This window comes from Paenibacillus sp. FSL R7-0312 (genome assembly GCF_038004445.1).
GTDB lineage: Bacteria > Bacillota > Bacilli > Paenibacillales > Paenibacillaceae > Paenibacillus_AQ.
Genome location: NZ_JBBORE010000001.1, coordinates 4,975,281 through 4,992,787, shown reverse-complemented (window position 1 = coordinate 4,992,787; position 17,507 = coordinate 4,975,281). Strand labels below are relative to the sequence as shown.

Below are 17,507 nucleotides of genomic sequence, written 5' to 3'. Positions count from 1 at the left end.
AATTACCGCAATCATATAGAAGTATAGTTGAGAGGACAGCAAATATGCTCAGTAACTTCCGGCGATCCGCCATTATTCTTTGTTTGCTTATGACATGGGGATGTTCCGGCAGCCAGAAACCGACGCTGCCTGATATAACCTCCCCAATCTCTTCAAATCAGCTAATTACACCAGCTTCTCCAACTGTAAACACAAATCCGGAGGATGCCGCTAATACCTACTACGTATCTATAACTGGAGATAACACAAACCCGGGAACGATAGATTCGCCCTGGAAGACGCTACAATATGCTGCCGATCATGCCGATCCGGATAGTTACGTCTATATTCGCGGAGGCGTGTATCATCAGAAGCTGCGCATCTCAAGAGGAGGCTCAGCGGCAGCGGGATCTATCGTGTTCGCCGGATATCCTAATGAGACAGCAGTCCTTGACGGGGAAGGCCTGCCGGTTAACGGGCTGGAAGGCCTTATCGAGATCGGTCAGGCGGGCTATGTAACTATTAGGGAACTGGAAATTCGCAATTATAAGACGTCAACCAGAGGTGAGGTGCCTGCAGGTATCTATATTCACGGCTCAGGGAAGTTCATCTCGTTACTGAATAACCGCATTCATTCCATCGCCAATACCGCCAACCCTGAGGGGGACGAGCTTTCCGGCAGAGATGCTCACGGTATAGCGGTGTACGGTACTGAAGCAGACACAGCCCTGGTTGGCCTGACCATTGACGGCAATGAAGTGTATGATTTGGTCCTCGGTTCCAGTGAAGCGCTGGCTGTGAATGGCAATGTGGATGCTTTTGCGATTACGAACAATATCATTCATGACAATGACAACATCGGGATTGACCTGATCGGCTTTGAAGGCACGGCCGGAGATATGGCGGTAGATCAGGCAAGGAACGGAACGGTTCGGGGCAATGTAGTCTACGGGATTTCATCCAATAGTAATCCGTCATACGGCGCTTCTGTGCCGAACGGCAGCAATGCAGCGGGCGGAATATACATCGACGGGGGCAGGTCAATCCTTGTCGCGGAGAATCGCGTATACGACAATGACATAGGGATTGAGCTTGCTTCCGAGCATAAGGGACGGCTAACCAGCGGCATCACGGTACAAGACAACCTGATCTACCGCAATCGCCTGACCGGCATTGCAATGGGCGGTTATGACGGGGAGCGCGGCGGTACCAGCGATAGTACGGTTGTATCCAATACGCTGTACAAGAATGACCTCTTAGGCGACGGCAATGGACAATTGTATCTGCAAGCGAACTTAAGCGGCAATACGATTAGTAAGAACATTATTGTAGCTGGGGATTCCAGCGTCTTTATCAGCAACGAATACACGAGCAACCGGAATACCACGGTGGATGGTAATCTTTATTACGCTGAGGCTGGTGCGGATGAGGCGTTCTGGCTCTGGAAAAAGAAACCTTACACCAGCTTTGCCGCTTACCAGCGCGGCTCAGGCAACGATTCCGGCTCACGATTTGCCGAGCCGCTATTCATAGATGCTGCCCGTGATGACTTCCGGCTGAAGCCAGATTCACCGGTAGCCGATGGCGGAGCTACAGAAGAAGGAGCACAGCCATGATTTATTTGCGGAGCTTTAAGCTGTCTGATGAAATCGAGCGTAATCCCAACATCTACCCTGACCATGTATTTAAACATATCGCTGGAGAGGTGCTGCTGTTTGACCGGATCACGGTGCTCTATGGCAATAACGGCAGCGGTAAATCCACGTTACTTAATGTAATTTCGGGCAAGCTGGGGATTCCGGGAGCCGAAAGAATGACCAGCTATGGGCATAGTATTTATGCTCAGCGGTTTATAGAGAGGAGCAGCTATCAGCTCGGGCAGGATGAGCAAGAGCGTGCAATCAGGCGGCTTCCAGAAGGAAGCCGGTATCTGAAATCAGAGGATATTTTATATGAGATCAAGAAGATCCAACAAGCTTCCGTACTGCGTGAGGGACTGTTATATGAGCAGATGAATAAAGGGATGAGCAAAGAACAGGCAGCAGAATATGAAGCAACGTATGCATTTAAGAAGAAGCTGGACGACATTCAGTTCTCGCAAGAGAAATATTCGAATGGCGAAACATCCATGCAATTTTTCGAGGAACATCTGCTGCCTGGGCATTTGTACTTACTGGACGAGCCGGAAACATCACTATCTCCAGCCAATCAGATAAAAATAGCGGAACAAATCAATGAGCTGGCGCGTTATTTGGACAGCCAATTCATTATTGCTACTCATTCACCCTATGTTCTAGGCACACTACAGGCAAAAATATACAATCTCGATGCAAGGCCGCTTCATACAGCAGAATGGTTTGAGCTGGACAATGTCCAATTCTTTTATCAGTTTTTCAATAAGCATAAGCAGTTGTTTGAATGAGAGTGTAAGAGGTTCTTAGATAGTGAAATGAGTGGAGAATAGTATGACAGCTTTACATCCACCAAGTATGAGGAAGGGGCCACTTACCTGCTGTCCTGTCTGCGCAAAGAGGGAATTGAAGTAACCTATATGCCCGCCCATGAAGTCCAGGTCCGGTTTCCCCAGTCGCTTGAAGAGCTTAAAGCCTATGAAGCCATTGTCATCAGTGATGTAGGAGCGAACACATTCCTGCTGCAGAACCCTACCTTCTACCAGATGCAGATTATCCCCAACGCTCTGGATCACATCAAGCAGTATGTCGAAGAAGGCGGCGGTCTGCTGATGGTCGGAGGCTACCTGACCTTTATGGGTATCGAAGGTAAAGCGAACTACACGAATACGGTACTGGCCGAGGTGCTGCCGGTTATTATGCAGAACGGCGATGACCGGGTTGAGATGCCGTCAGGGTTCTCTCCTGCAATCGCCAAAGAACATCCGCTTGCAGGCTACGGCGAGTGGCCGAAGCTGCTGGGATACAACAAGCTGGCGGCCAAGCCCGATGCCGAGGAGCTGCTGAGCCCTAACGGTGATGCCATTCTTACCGTTGGCACTTACGGCAAAGGCAGAACCGCAGCCTTTGCCAGCGACTGCTCACCGCACTGGGGCTCCACAGAATTTATGGAATGGTTCAACGTTCTTGGCAAACCTCGTCAAGTCGTTGAAGCAGATTTGACATCAGATTTTGACGGAGAATTCATTGTACAGCAAGAACAGCGTCTTCCGTAACCGGAGGATGCTGTTCTTTTTTATATTACTTTAGCCTTTTAAGTTATTACCAAATTCATTTAAGGGATTACATTTTCTTATTTGCCCCGGAAGCTATAATGAAGGACATGAGAGCTCCTTAATACAGCCGGAGGGATGAGAGAAATGAAAGCGGTTTTATACAATCAGCGGAATCGTGTCGGAATAAATAAGAGAAATACTTTTTGGTTCAGAATAAAAAGAGATGCCATCCTCTATGTCCTTTTGCTGGTGCCTCTGTCGTACATTGCCATTTTTAAATATGCTCCCATCTATGGCTTGATTATGGCATTCCAGGATTACAACATCTTCGCAGGAATAAGGGGGAGTGAGTGGGTTGGACTCGATGTGTTCCGGTTTATTTTCCAGCAGGACAGCTTCTATCGTGCACTGAAGAATACGCTGGTTCTGAATGTTCTGGATTTGATCGCGGGATTCCCGGCGCCCATATTGCTGGCCATTCTGCTCAATGAAGTAAGGCAGGCCAGATTCAAGAAGTTAACCCAGACCGTCTTATATCTGCCGCACTTTATGTCCTGGGTGATCATTGGGGGAATTGTATACCTGATGTTCTCGAACAGCGGGATGGTCAATCATTTCATCGCTGCCCTCGGACTAGAGAAGATTGAGTTCCTGTCGCAGAAAATTCCGTGGCTGATCACCTACATCTTCGTGGGAGTCTGGCAGAATATCGGCTGGGGGACCATCATATATCTGGCGGCGATCACCGGAATCAATAAGGAATTGTATGAGGCCTCCGATATGGACGGGTGCAGCAGGCTTCGCAAAATGTGGCATATTACCCTGCCCGGCATTAAGCCGACCATCAATATTCTGCTGATCCTGCAGATTGGGCGGATGGTGTCCATCGGGTTCGACCGCCCCTTCGTGATGGGGAATTCACTGGTCAGCGAGTACTCCGATGTAATCAGTACCTTCGTGTATAGAGTGGGCATCAGCTCGGGAGACTTCTCCCAGGCTACAGCGGTAGGCTTGTTCCAATCCGTGGTCGGTCTGACCCTGCTCATAGGCGCCAACTATATCGCGAAGAAATTAGGTGAGGATGGAATATGGTGAAGCTGATGAAGAACGTGCGTCCAGGCAAAAAAATGAGTGTAACCGATGTTGCGATTATAGTATTCATTGTGGCCTTGTCCTTCACATGTATTGTTCCTTTCTTATATATGATTGCGCTTTCGCTAAGCTCTAACGAAGCAATTGTAGCCCAGAAGGTAGGGCTGTGGCCGGTAGATTTCACCATTGAAACGTACAAAACCATTCTGAGCGATATGGATATGCTGTACACGCTGGGATATAGTATTGTGCTTACTATTTTCTTCACCGTCGTGTGCATGTTCCTGACCATTTGCGCGGCGTATCCGTTAACGAAGAAGCGGCTGTGGGGAAGAAATTTCATTCTGTCAGCCCTCGTCTTCACGATGTATTTCAGCGGCGGACTGATTCCTTCCTATATTCTGGTTAAAAACCTCGGTATGATGAACACGGTATGGAGTCTGATTCTGCCGGGCGCCATGAGTGTCTTCAACCTGATCATCCTGAAAACGTTCTTCACCTCGCTTCCTGAGAGTCTGGAGGAATCAGCGTCCATTGACGGGTGTTCGGATCTGGGCATTCTCATCCGGATTGTACTTCCGCTCTCGCTGCCTTCCATTGCCACATTAAGCCTTTTCTATGCGGTGGACCGGTGGAATGGCTTCCAGGATGCCTTGTTCTATATTACGAAGAAGGAGCTGTACCCTATGCAGCTCAAGCTGTACCAGATCATTTCGGCCAATCAGCAGCTGGATAGCCAGCAGGGGGGAGAAGGAAGTATAGGCTCCTTCATTGTGCCTGAATCCTTAAAAGCAGCGAGCGTGATGTTTACAACCGTTCCGATTCTATTGATCTATCCGAAGCTCCAGAAGTATTTCGTAGATGGGGTAATGACCGGAGCGATTAAAGGCTGAGGGCGGCAGAGTCCGAGTGAAGGGGGGGATTCCCGGACGGATAGAAGCGTAGTGTTGCACAAGATCTACAGCGTGGATGATCTCAACAAACAGGGGAATGAAAGGGTGGTTAATGTGAGTACGGGTATAAAGAAAACAGCAGCAATTCTGTTCAGTATGACGCTTCTGGCCGGTGTTGCGGCAGGCTGTGGAGGGAATGGCAACAAGAGCGGAGAGACATCATTGTCAGAGGCATCAACAACTGCATCGGGGGCCCCTTCCGGTGCTCCGGCAACCTTGACGGTAGAAGTGTTCGACCGCGGGGTTCAGGGACAGCCGGATTTGAACAACAACAAATGGACCCAATACGTTAATGAGAAATTCGGCAAGCCCAATAACGCCGTGGTAGAATTTGTTCCTGTCCCCCGTTCCCAGGAAGTCGACAAGCTGAATGTGTTAATGGCCGCAAACCAGGCTCCTGATATTTCCTTCACCTACGACGGGACCCTGGTCACCCGCTTCGCCAAAAGCAAGGGACTCTATACGCTGGACGAATTGCTGGAACAGCACGGCCAGCAATTGAAGTCGTACCTGGGTGAGAAGGTGCTCTCCTACGGCAAATATGACGGCAAACAGGTCTCCATCCCGGGCAAGCGGACCCTGCTGGCCTGGAACGGAATGTTCATCCGCAAGGATTGGCTGGATAAGCTGGGTCTGCCGCTTCCTACGAACCGGGAAGAATTGTATGAGACGCTGGTAGCCTTCCGTGACAAGAACCCCGGTAATGTTGACGGCGTCATCCCTTGGGCTACAGCAGCTGCCGGTATGAATTACACCTTCGGTAACCTGGTGCAATCGTTCTGGAAGACCATGCCCGAGGAGGAATTCATCACCACGACGAACTGGCTGAAGCCCGGTAACAAGGAGGCTTACCAATGGCTAAACAAGCTGTACAATGAGAAGCTGATCAGCCCCGATTTTGCCCTGGACAAAACAACCAAGCAGGCGGATGCCGATGTAACCAACGGCAAGGTAGGCTTCTATGCTGCCAACTGGGATTATCCGATGACGCAAAAAATCCGTGTTCCGCTAAAGCAAAATTCGCCGGAGGCCAACTATGTTCCGATTGATACCTTCAAGAATGACGAAGGCAAATACCTCAAAGAGGTATATAATGAGAATGGTATATTCTCCTTCATTCCCAAGAGCAGCAAGAACGCGGAGCTGGCGATTAAATATCTGAACTGGATGGCTGACCGGGAAGTGATGTTCTTCCTGCAGTTCGGTGATGAAGGCGTTAACCACAAGCTGGTAGACGGCATCCCGCACGGGATTTCACAGACCGGCGAGAAAATGCAAATGAGCAATTTGAATATGGATTATACGATGATTGTAAACGGCGCTGAGCTGGGCGATACCGAAAAGAATGTCAGAACATATGCGGCAGCGCTGGCAGCCGGGGACAAGAGTTACGAGAAGCTGGCTATTGACTCCTATGCAATCAATACAACAGACGGTTATAGCAGCTACAACTATGGCATACCGAACGAAGCCAATATCAAGTACGGCAAAACCCTGGGCGACATGAACAAACAAATGATTGACAGGCTGATCGTTGCCAAGCCGGCAGAGTTCGACGCCCTGTACGAGAAGCTGGTGAAAGAATATATGGACGCCGGCGGTAAAGCCGTTCAAGAGGAAAATGTGAAGAATTACAGAGAGAGCCAAGCCGCCAAAAAATAATCTCATCATATTCGGATAAGCCATTGAGGGTTCATTATCATGGTTTATCCGAATTTCGGTTGCTATTCCCGGACATTTTCACTATTATTCAGAGGAATTCATAGGTTCAGGAGGCTACCCATGTACAAGGTCATGATTGTAGATGATGAGTCATGGGCGATAAGAGGAATTCAGAACGCCTTTGACTGGGAGAAATACGGTTTTGAAATTACAGGACAATTTACAAGCGCTTACAAAGCGTGGGAGGCCCTGTGTATACAGCAGCCGGACTTGGTGTTTACCGATATCCGGATGCCGGATATCTCTGGGCTGGATCTGATGAAGCGGGCCAGAGCGCAAGGGCTGAACACGGAATTTGTCATCGTAAGCGGATATGGGGAATTTGAATACGCCCAGGAAGCGATACGCTACGGGGCGCTCGATTATTTCCTTAAACCTCTGGATGTCGATATGGCGGATACATTCATTGCGAAGCTGGCCACTCACTTCTCCCGGAGAAACGCAATCCGCAATAATCTTCTCCTGGATGCGCTGACCTCGGGGGATGAGACCGAGATCAGGCAGTTCCTGCCGCTTCCGGCCAGCATGGCTGTATGCTATTACCAGGTGTTTGCGGTCTATTTGCCGAGTGACATTAAGGATATCAGGAAGCTGCTCTCTCCTGGGGGCAGGAACATAACTGCAGTGGAGGTTGAAGCCGGGTCCCGGAAGCTGCTGGTCGTGCGGATGGCAGAGCATCTAAGCGGCTTAGAGTGGACCCCGGATGAAGGGGTACTGACGGAGACGGGAATCCAAAGTGTGGGCATCAGCAGCATCAGCAGCCAGCTTCAGCAGGTGAGCAAGCTGATTAAAGAAGCTGACCTGTCCGCCTCACATATTTTTCTGGAGCAGACTTCAGCAGCCGTTCACTATGAGCCGAAGCTTCATCTCATGAAACCTTGTATTGATGGACTCTATACGATCATTCACGGGAATTCGCTTGACGATATGGATGTGTTCATTACAGGACTGCAGGAATACTTCAGGAACCATCATCTGGGTATGGGTGAGGTGGTCTACTTATGGAATCAGGCTGTCGGGATGCTTATAAACACGTATGCTGAAGAACTGAGGGATATGGAACTGGAATTCCTCAATTATTCCGAGATCAAGGAACGGTTCGAAGACTTTGCGTCTCTGTGCAGCTTCTTGCATGACGTCCTTACGGTCATCCGGCAAGGCAGCAGCCGTTCCTTGCAGGAAGGGGATATCCTGTCCTGCTTCAACCGGATGGTCGTCTATATCGACCGGAACTTTGAGCAGAAGCTGTATCTGAAAGATTTGTCTGTCCAGTTCTTCATTAATCAGGTGTATTGCTGTCAGTTGTTCAAGAACAATCTGGGAAGAACCTTCTCCGAATATGTGGCAGAGCTGAGGATCAGGAAAGCCCGGGAGCTGCTGAAGCATACGGACCTGTCCATTGAGCAAATTGCCGTTAAGTCCGGGTATGTGGATTATTATTATTTCAACAAAGTGTTCAAGAAGCATTGCGGGATGACGCCCACCAAATTCAGAAAAAGCTAAGCGGATCGGAGCGGTAAGCCATGAAGACCAGTAAAGTGAAATTAAAACATCAGATATGGCTTATCTTTTTTTTCTCGATCGTTATATTCACAGTCATGGAGATATATTTCTTCCATAGCTTCTCTAATTTAACCCAGAAGCGGGCTGCCACTTACGGCAACCAGATGATCGAACAGACCCGCCGCAAGATTGATACTGTGTTCAATGATATCCGGGTCAGCACCGGCATTGCAGTCAACAGCAAGCTGATTCAGGAATTCTCCGTGGAGGTTGATGACTACAAAAGAGCATTCGACAGCGGCCCTTATGCACTGGATCTTATGGAATATATGAGATCCTTCAATTCCTATGTGAACGGCATCGTCATTAACGACATCAAGGGAAGGCGGCTGCATAGTCTGGACTCGGCAAGCGGCGATATTTTCTTCATCAACCCCTATGATACTTTTATTCAGAAATATAAAGATGACCCCTTGCTGCGGGAGCAGGGGATGTTCACCACGATTCTGAAGGACGAACGGACAGGTACGGAACAGTTCTTCTATATCGCGCCGATTGTGGAGAACATTGGGGGAATCTATTACTCCCAGATTACAGGTTACTGCACCGTGATGGTCAATATGGACAAGCTGCAGGGGCTGGTAGAAAATACGGAATTCACGCAGAGCTCCACCTTGTATATTCTGAATAACCGGGACGAGGTGATTGCCTCCACGAATTCCAGTGCACGGGGCACGTTGTTCCGGGAAGTTCTATCTATGGACAAAGAGAGTCTGCTTAACGGCGTAAAGGCTACCATTGACGGAGAAGAGATTCTCGTTCAGGTGAAGGGTCTGGAGCAGGCTGACGGATGGCGGGTTGTTAGTATGATTCCGGTGCATGAACTGACTGCGGACATGGCCCCGATGCGTAAGGTCAGCATTATTGTGGGCATCGGCATTATTCTGACTATGCTCGTAATCGGCAGCTTCTTCATGAACAGTCTGATGCGTCCGCTGATGGGACTTGTTATGGATATGAAGAGGGTCGGACGGCGGGATATGGGCTTCCGCATCAAGGTCCGGTTCACCAATGAGGTGGGCCTGCTGGCCCGCGACATTAACCGGATGATGGATGAGATGGATGAGATGGCCCGGGATATGTTCGGTACCCAGGCCAGATTATATGAGTCCGAGTTGAGCCAGAAGCAGGCGGAGTTCTCTGCCTTGCAGAGCCAGATTAATCCCCATTTCCTCTATAATACGCTGAATTGTATCAGCAGCATCGGGCTGGAATACGGGAGCAGGGAGATTGCGCAAATTACCTACTGTATGTCCAAGATTTTCCGTTACAGCATCAAGAAGGATAATCTTGTACAGATCAGAGAAGAAGTGGACTGTATTCAGGCCTATATGAAGATTATCTTAATCCGCTACGAGAATAAATTCTCCATGGAGCTTGATGTGGAGGAGAGGCTGTTATCTATGAAGACGCCTAAGATGATCCTCCAGCCTATTGTGGAGAACTCCGTATATCACGGACTGGAGCGGATGGACGAAGGCGGCCGCCTCCTGGTTAGCGGAAGGATGGATGCGCATGGAGATGTGTGCTTCTGTATTACAGATACAGGGAAAGGAATGGAACCGGAAGTGCTAGCCGCCCTCCAGACGAAGCTTAGTATGGAGTACCCGGTGCGGGCATCAGACGAACAACCGGCACAAGGCATCGGGCTAAAGAATATCCATCACCGGCTGCAGATGCTGTTCGGAGAGGGCTACGGACTCACAGTCGAGAGCCGGTTCGGCCACGGAACGACCGTGACCGTGAAAATTCCTCAGTTGGTTAATGACCGCGATACGATTGAAGAGTTTAGACAATCTGAGGGAAAGTGAGCTATGATGACGCCGATCCTGCAGACAGAATATTCCCGTCCATAAATCGTATGATCCGGCTGGATTCCCAAGGTTCCCCCTGGAGTACATCAGACAGATCGTTACCGGGAAGGGCAGATAGGCTAATCGAATGTGCAACCAGGACACTTCCTATAATCGGGAGGTGTCTTTTTGGATTGCATAGCTTCAGAAGCTGGCAACAGTATGGACAAGGATGTGGTAGCGCCTGTCGCCGGAAATAGCAGTTGGATTAACTACACTTGCTCTTGAACAGAGGAGCCCTTGCCGGATAACAGTTGGAAAAATAGCAGTTACTAGGCGGCAAATCGAGCAGAGTAGAGGAAATGCCTGGAATTAAATGACGTTTCTCCAACTAATTCTCTCAGACGCTGCAAAGCATTCAAATTAAGATACGTTTATCCAACTAATCATTTATTCCATATAAGAGGCACTAAAGAAATAACCAAAAAGCAAAAGAAACGGAGGGGAAATATGGAACTGTAGGAGCGGTAGCGACCGCCTTTGTCACCGGATTTCCACCGCGAAGAGCTGTATTAATCAAGAAATCTGGTGACAACAGCGGCCGGAAGTCCAAATGTTCACCGCAGTGACGACGAAGCTTCAAATATAACCTCAGATTCACCCTCCGGTTGATTTTATGGTTTCCTGCCACAGTGAAGGCACTTTTTCTAAAGCGGTTACAAAAACCATTTAAGATAGTACATTTTTTAAAAGTTCTCCAGCAGGTAGAATGAGGACGCTAACCCAAAAAAATCTAAACAAGAGGGAGATGAAAAAAATGAAAGCGTTTTTATCTATCGAAGGAGGGCTGCACATGCATGGCAAAAAATCCAGATTTCTGCTGCTGTGTCTCGCACTGCTGCTGATGCTGCCACAATGGGGCGGGCTGGCTGCTGCTGAAGAGTCAACGCCAGCTTCACCGGGGCCGGCCGCTGTACAAGGAGGGGATAATATGTCCGATTTCTACAATGTTATTATGCAGACGGGGGCCGATCCTTGGGTATACCAGCATACGGACGGCTATTATTACAACGTATTCGTCAATGCCAGCGGGATCATGATCCGTAGGGCGAAGACCATCACCGGCATTGAAGCGGGCGAACGGAGCCTGGCCTGGACACCGGTTAAGGGAACCATGTATAGCTCCAATGTGTGGGCGCCGGAAATGCACTATCTCAAAGATACGGACGGAGCGTACAAATGGTACATCTACTTCGCGGCCGACAACGGAACCAACGCCAACCACCGTATGTACGTGCTGGAGAACGCCAGTGCAGATCCGCTAAGCGGAACCTGGGAGTTCAAAGGTAAAATTACTGACCCCACCGACCGCTGGGCGATCGACGGCACGGTGCTGACGGTGGGTGAGCAACACTATTTCATCTGGTCCGGCTGGGAAGATACGGACGGAAGCTTCCAGAATCTATACATCGCCCGGATGAGCGACCCGCGGACCATCAGCTCTCAGCGGGTACTGATATCTACGCCTGAATATGATTGGGAGACGTCCCCGGGCAGAATCAATGAAGGTCCGCAGATCACTATAAAGGGCGACACCATTAATCTGATCTATTCTGCCAATGGAAGCTGGACAGACAGCTACTGCCTCGGGCTGATTACCGCCAAGCTCGGCGATGATCCGCTGAATCCAGGCTCCTGGGTCAAGCGCGATCAGCCGGTCTTCTCCAGTGCGAATGGCATCTACGGCCCGGGCCACCACAGTATCGTCACCTCTCCAGACGGTACAGAGGACTGGATTATCTACCATACCGCCCGCTGGCCGGGCTCAGGCTGGACCCGCAATGTCCGCGCACAGAAGTTCACCTGGAGTGCAGACCATACACCGAACCTGGGAGAACCCGCCGACCCGAACAGTCCGCTTGCAGTGCCTTCGGGAGAGCCGGTGCGGACTCGTTATGAAGCGGAATCAGCGATACTGGTGCAAGATCCGGCTGGTGAATCTTTCCAGGCTGTCCGGCGGGAAGCCTCCGCTTCCGGCGGGATGAAAGTCGCCAATATCAGCAGCACCAATGATTATGCCCGATTTACAGTTAACGTGCCGGAGGCGGGTTTTTATGTGCTGTCTGTGCGTAATGCCAATGGCTCACCGGAGGCGGGAGAGGCCTCCCATATCTTGTCGGTCAACGGCGGCTCCGGTGCCAATCTGAACATCGTCTATTCGGGCTTGAACCGCTGGGGGGCTTCCACGGCGAAGGTCTATCTTGGGCAAGGCAGCAACACTATCAGCTTCTACAAGGGGAAGAATGTTGCCGAAATCGACAGTATGGATGTGTTCCGGCTGAATACGTCAGAGCTGCTATTTGAAGCTCCCGGCTTCACATTGGGGTTGGGGGAAACCCGCAGCTTGCCCTTGTATAAGGTAACAGCTACTACCTATTCCGCTGTTAACACGGGAGTTGTCCTCAGTTCTTCCGATCCGAAGGTGGCTGTTATTGACGCTGGGAATCAGATTAAGGCTGCCGGTGCTGGAAGTGCCATCATTACCGCATCTTACAACGGAAAAATAGCCACAACCGCAGTTAATGTTGCTGCTGAACCTAAATCTGTGCAGTCCGTAGTCTTCAGCGGGTTGAAGCCCATTCTGATCAGCGGGCAGACCAGCTTACCACTTCAGCTAACTGCACATTACAATAACTATGAAGTACAAAACGTGACACAGAATGCCCAGTATACCAGCAGTGATTCCGGAGTGGCCCGGATAGATTCTGATCCAGTCACCCGTTCAGTATACGCGGTTAAACCGGGCACAGCCTTCATTACAGCCGCATATAGCGGCAAGCAGGTCACCTTCCGCTTGAAGGTAATTGCAGCATCAGATGCGATTCAAGTAGCTTCTGTAGTGAGGACTCCTTCTGGTGTAAGCCCCAAGCTGCCCGGCATTGTGGATGTCGTTTACAATAATAAGCCGAAGCAGGCCGCTGTCGTCAGCCGGGAGCTGACAGGACTTGATTTCAGTTCGATTGGCACAGTTCAGGTGCCTGTTACCCTGAAGCTGGCCGGACGTGAGTTCTTCTCCACCGTTTCCGTAGAAGTTGTTCCGGGTTATGGTCTGGATGAGATTGTGAACCAGCTCCGCAGCAAGATGGTCAATTTCTCCTATCCTTTGGGAGACGGGCTAGGTAACTATAGTCAATCCAAGTATAACGCCTTCGTGGCCGAAGTGGATCACGCGGAGGAACTGGCCGGGAACGCGGATTTGACCAAGGAGCAGTATGACGGGGAGCTGACTAAGCTTGCTGAAGCAGAAGCCGCCCTGTTAGGTTCGCTTAATACTACGCAGGGTGGCGTGTTCTATAACGCTTACCGGGATTTCTCCGGTGACACGGCAGGCAAATACCCTTACGGCATTGTCAGCGAAGCGCTCACTGGCGGCGCTACCGCCACTGTGCAGGAGGAAGGCGGGAATAAATTCCTCCGGCTGACGACTGCCGCTACAGCGGGCAAGGCCAATCTTTTCCTGCCATATACAGGTGAGGTCAAAGCTGAGGCGGATCAGCGCGTCGTCATCGAATACCGTGCCAGAGTCAACAGCAGCTTCCCGTACGCCAATGGCGCCATGGTGAGGAACGACAGCGGAACCGGCAATTATTCCATGGTCACGGCGTTTGATACGGGTAAAATCATCGTGCAGAACGGAGCCTCGAATAAGGTAAAGGTGAAGGACTTCAGTCTGGGCACATGGTACAAAATCAAAATGGTCGCTAACTGGGACGCCAAGACTTATACCGTCTATATTAACGATGCTCCTGCTCCGGTGGCCACAGAATTCAGCTTCCGCCATACCGGCGGCAGCAAGCTGACCGGCCAGTTGTTCGGTATTGACGGTTACGCGAACGCCTCCATCGACTTCGACGATTTCAAGGTTAACATTACTAACACTAACACTACTAACTAATACTGCCCACCAGGAATCGAAGGATCAATCTGCTGAAGCAGAGGGGGCTATGGAGGAATAGTTATGTCAACTCCGACGTATGAGAAATTTGAGCCTTTACGCAATGCGCAGCTTGTTCTAGGGTATCTGACATCCATGGTGGATGAGAAGGCGGATAACCTTCCGTATTGGCTTGTACTCCCTCATAAGAAGCCTGCGGAAGCTGCTCATTGCCGGGTAGACGACGCGGAGCTGGTTGGCTCCTGGTACGAAGCCATTGACGCCGTCCGGAAAATGCTGAAGACCGAAGAGGGAGCTGAGGTTCAGTTATCCTTTTACCGCCATCTTATGAAGTCTTGGGGAGAGCACGGGCTGCGCTTTCATGAGCCATACTCCTGGACGCATACGAATCACAGCTCCTTTCACGAAATGGGCTATATTCTTCCGGCACTGAACAGGATGGTGGAGAATAACCCTTTGGACCCGGAACCGGAAAAGAGGGCTTCCGGGCTTGTAAGAGGGCTACGCTCCCTTGTCATCGAAAGGAAGGTCAGAACCTTCTGGTCAGGTGATTATGAGGAAAAGGAGCCAGTGTATGAATTCCCCAATGACGTATATTTGAAAGACGGCGGATTCGATCTGTCCAGGCACACCGGACGGGGGGAGCAGGGAATTCGCAATGCGATTGTGCTTCACTCCCTGGTGCGCAGATATGAGATCACCGGAGACGGGGTGGCGCTTGATCTGGCTGTTGGCATTGCCAACCACCTCCTGGGACCCTCGCGTTATTTTAATTACAAAATGGAGTTTTTCGGCCATATCCATTCGGCAGGCTGGGTTGCCTCCGGACTCGTCCGTCTTGGACGCATCACAGGCGCCGGGCGGTATATTACCGCGGGTAAAGGGATCTATGATTATATCCGTTCCTTGTCCTCCTCCTTCGGCTGGGTACCGGAATATGCCCAGTGGCATCCGCAGCAGGAGGAGCACTGTGAAACCTGCTGCATTAAGGATATGATCGAATGCGCGAATGAGTTAATTCTGGCCGGGTACGAGGAATATTGGAACGATATGACCCTCTTTGCACGGAACCAGCTGGTGGAGAATCAGCTCAAGGTGGCATCTTATGTAGTGACAGACAATACCTTACCTGATGGGCAGGGGGTCACCTACAGGGAGATTGACAAGAGAATGATTGGCGGCTTCACCGGCGGCTCCCTCGTCAACTCCATCTCATTGTCCAAGTTCCGCTCCATTGCGGGCTGCTGCGTCGGCATGGCTCCGGTGGCCCTGGAGATTATATGGAACCGGGCGGTGGAATACCGCGGTGGAATGGTTCTCGTTAATATCCCTGTCGATAAAGAAACAGAGGAAGCCACGGTGAGCATGAATTACCCCGATACAGGCTATATTTCCATCAAGCCCAAGCAGACATATGATGTTGCAGTACGGGTGTACGACTGGATGGGGCAGAACCTCGAATGGAGGATTAATGGAATAGCCTGCGCACCCTCAAGAGAGGGCAATCTGGTGGTATTCCGCAATGTTAAGGCAGGGGATATAGTGGAGCTGGAGCATCCTGTGGAGACGGCGGTGGTGAAAGAAACGGTGCGCGGTGAACAATATTCGGTATCCTGGAGAGGCTGTGATGTTGTCGATATTGTTCCGCGCGGAGAGCACTTAAGACTGTACCAGCGGGATTTACAGATCCCGAAGTACTATCCGTCGGCGGATGATGTTCACTTCACCGGAGCCGCCAATTATGGTCCTACCCAGCAGGCGCAGGAGAAAAAGTAACGGCAGATACGGATACAGCCCCTTCAAATACGGACCCAAACAGAAACCATGACCCGCAAAAGTAACTTTGCGGGTTGTGGTTTTTCAGCTCCTTTACATTGTTATAATAGAAGATACAGGATTGAAGCGCTCTCAGTAGCAGGTTGGCTTTTTCTTTTATATAAGATGGTTAAGATTGAGGAATCTGAAGAGATGAGGAGCGATAGAGCTTGAACAGAACAGCCATACTGGAGAACCTGCAATCACAACTGCACGAGGGTAATCATATCATTGGTGTCTCGACAGGTACGGGGATTACAGCCAAGGTTGCCGCCCAGAGTGGAGCGGACTTTATATTAATGCTGAACTCCGGCAAGTTCCGCCAAATGGGGAGAAGCTCTCTTGCAGGCTTTTTACCGTTCTGCAACAGCAATGATATGGTGATGGACTTCGGGTCAAGGGAAATCGTGCCGCTGGTGAGGCATACTCCCGTGCTCTTCGGGCTGAATGCGAATGATCCCACTAGAGAAATAGCTGATTATATAATGGATATCAAGGACAAAGGCTTTGCGGGAGTCAATAATTATCCGACAGTCGGCCTGATGGACGGATTGTTCAGAGAGGCCCTGGAGGAAGACGGAATCAGCTATGACAAGGAGGTTGAGGCCATATGCCTGGCCCATCGGCAGGAGCTGTTTACGGTGGCCTTCGTATTTGACGAGTCCCAGGCGGTCCAGATGCTCGAGGCGGGGGCAGATGTAATCTGTGCTCATCTCGGCCTGACCGAAGGCGGATTAGTAGGGGCGCGGAAGGTTGTCTCCTTAGAGGCAGCCAAAGCTAAGGCGCTGCGCATCTTTGCTGCCTGCGGGCAGCTTAAGCCAGATGTAATTAAGATGATTTACGGTGGTCCGGTGAAGACGCCCGTCGACGTCCAGTACATGTACAGCAATAACACAGATATTATGGGCTACATTGGCGGCTCTGCCTTTGAACGGATTCCATCCGAGCAGTCGATTACCGCAATTACCCGCGATTTCAAGCGACTGGGCAAGCTGAATGAGGATGATTTCATGGTCAAAATGCTCAGCGGCATCACGAGGCATTATGATTACGTGGAGTTTGTCAAAGAGTATGTCGCACATAACTACAGCGATGAAGTTGTTTTTGCGGATCTGGCCAAGGTAGCTCATGTATCGCGCAGTTATTTAAGCAGCTTGTTTAAAAAAGAGGTGGGCTGCAGCTTTCAGAGCTACCTGGTGAGCTTCCGCATCAATAAAGCTGCAACGCTGCTCCAGGCACCGCAGCTTCAATTATCCGAGGTGGCCGCGATGGCAGGGTATCCGGATTATGCCCAATTCAGCAAAATGTTTAAAAAGCTGAAGGGCTGCTCTCCCAAGCAGTACAGATCTAACTTAAACACAAAAATATAGTACATAAAAGCGTTTTCATCCTTAAGTAAGCCCCGTATGATTAGTCTATAGCGCTCGGCTACCGGGATTGAGCACTGT

At 50.3% G+C, this 17,507-nt stretch carries 11 protein-coding genes; all 11 read left to right on the top strand.

What is annotated here, in order from left to right:
* The first annotated feature begins 44 nt into the window (after positions 1-44).
* The 11 genes from MKX70_RS21765 to MKX70_RS21715 all read left to right on the top strand — a co-directional run bounded on the left by MKX70_RS21765 (position 45) and on the right by MKX70_RS21715 (position 17,429).
* Positions 45-1,595: a right-handed parallel beta-helix repeat-containing protein gene (locus MKX70_RS21765; RefSeq protein WP_340785968.1), complete on the top strand. Its 1,551-nt coding sequence runs from the start codon at positions 45-47 to the stop codon at positions 1,593-1,595.
* Positions 1,592-2,401 (top strand): AAA family ATPase, encoded by an 810-nt coding sequence (locus MKX70_RS21760; protein ID WP_042236581.1) that lies wholly within the window; start codon positions 1,592-1,594, stop codon positions 2,399-2,401. The genes MKX70_RS21765 and MKX70_RS21760 overlap by 4 nt, the downstream gene beginning before the upstream one ends.
* An 87-nt stretch (positions 2,402-2,488) precedes the next feature.
* Complete coding sequence (locus MKX70_RS21755) at positions 2,489-3,166, top strand: glutamine amidotransferase (RefSeq protein ID WP_340841683.1); 678 nt, start codon at positions 2,489-2,491, stop codon at positions 3,164-3,166.
* 144 nt (positions 3,167-3,310) lie between these two features.
* Positions 3,311-4,261 carry an ABC transporter permease gene (locus MKX70_RS21750; RefSeq protein WP_042236583.1) on the top strand — a complete coding sequence of 317 codons (951 nt, stop codon included), beginning with the start codon at positions 3,311-3,313 and terminating at the stop codon, positions 4,259-4,261.
* Positions 4,255-5,151, top strand: coding sequence for a carbohydrate ABC transporter permease (locus MKX70_RS21745; protein WP_081956541.1), 897 nt, complete (start codon positions 4,255-4,257; stop codon positions 5,149-5,151). Before MKX70_RS21750 ends, MKX70_RS21745 begins: the two co-directional genes overlap by 7 nt.
* Before the next feature lie 114 nt (positions 5,152-5,265).
* The gene (locus MKX70_RS21740) at positions 5,266-6,873 is read left to right on the top strand and encodes an extracellular solute-binding protein (protein ID WP_156123483.1); all 1,608 of its coding nucleotides are present in this window, start codon (positions 5,266-5,268) and stop codon (positions 6,871-6,873) included.
* A 120-nt stretch (positions 6,874-6,993) separates the two neighbouring features.
* The gene (locus MKX70_RS21735) at positions 6,994-8,436 is read left to right on the top strand and encodes a response regulator transcription factor (protein WP_042236585.1); all 1,443 of its coding nucleotides are present in this window, start codon (positions 6,994-6,996) and stop codon (positions 8,434-8,436) included.
* 20 nt (positions 8,437-8,456) lie between these two features.
* Positions 8,457-10,307 carry a sensor histidine kinase gene (locus MKX70_RS21730; protein WP_340840707.1) on the top strand — a complete coding sequence of 617 codons (1,851 nt, stop codon included), beginning with the start codon at positions 8,457-8,459 and terminating at the stop codon, positions 10,305-10,307.
* A gap of 835 nt (positions 10,308-11,142) precedes the next feature.
* On the top strand, positions 11,143-14,244 hold the full coding sequence (locus MKX70_RS21725) for a family 43 glycosylhydrolase (protein WP_340840706.1): 3,102 nt from the start codon (positions 11,143-11,145) through the stop codon (positions 14,242-14,244).
* 63 nt (positions 14,245-14,307) lie between these two features.
* Positions 14,308-16,020: a hypothetical protein gene (locus MKX70_RS21720; RefSeq protein WP_340840705.1), complete on the top strand. Its 1,713-nt coding sequence runs from the start codon at positions 14,308-14,310 to the stop codon at positions 16,018-16,020.
* 209 nt (positions 16,021-16,229) lie between these two features.
* Complete coding sequence (locus MKX70_RS21715) at positions 16,230-17,429, top strand: phosphoenolpyruvate hydrolase family protein (protein WP_042236591.1); 1,200 nt, start codon at positions 16,230-16,232, stop codon at positions 17,427-17,429.
* Positions 17,430-17,507 lie beyond the last annotated feature (78 nt).

What these genes read in the sequence shown, in the direction of transcription:
- MKX70_RS21720 (WP_340840705.1), top strand. Translation starts at nt 14,308, where the DNA reads ATGTCAACTCCGACGTATGAGAAATTTGAGCCTTTACGCAATGCGCAG.
- MKX70_RS21735 (WP_042236585.1), top strand. Translation starts at nt 6,994, where the DNA reads ATGTACAAGGTCATGATTGTAGATGATGAGTCATGGGCGATAAGAGGA.
- MKX70_RS21745 (WP_081956541.1), top strand. Translation starts at nt 4,255, where the DNA reads ATGGTGAAGCTGATGAAGAACGTGCGTCCAGGCAAAAAAATGAGTGTA.
- MKX70_RS21760 (WP_042236581.1), top strand. Translation starts at nt 1,592, where the DNA reads ATGATTTATTTGCGGAGCTTTAAGCTGTCTGATGAAATCGAGCGTAAT.
- MKX70_RS21765 (WP_340785968.1), top strand. Translation starts at nt 45, where the DNA reads ATGCTCAGTAACTTCCGGCGATCCGCCATTATTCTTTGTTTGCTTATG.
- MKX70_RS21730 (WP_340840707.1), top strand. Translation starts at nt 8,457, where the DNA reads ATGAAGACCAGTAAAGTGAAATTAAAACATCAGATATGGCTTATCTTT.
- MKX70_RS21750 (WP_042236583.1), top strand. Translation starts at nt 3,311, where the DNA reads ATGAAAGCGGTTTTATACAATCAGCGGAATCGTGTCGGAATAAATAAG.
- MKX70_RS21725 (WP_340840706.1), top strand. Translation starts at nt 11,143, where the DNA reads ATGCATGGCAAAAAATCCAGATTTCTGCTGCTGTGTCTCGCACTGCTG.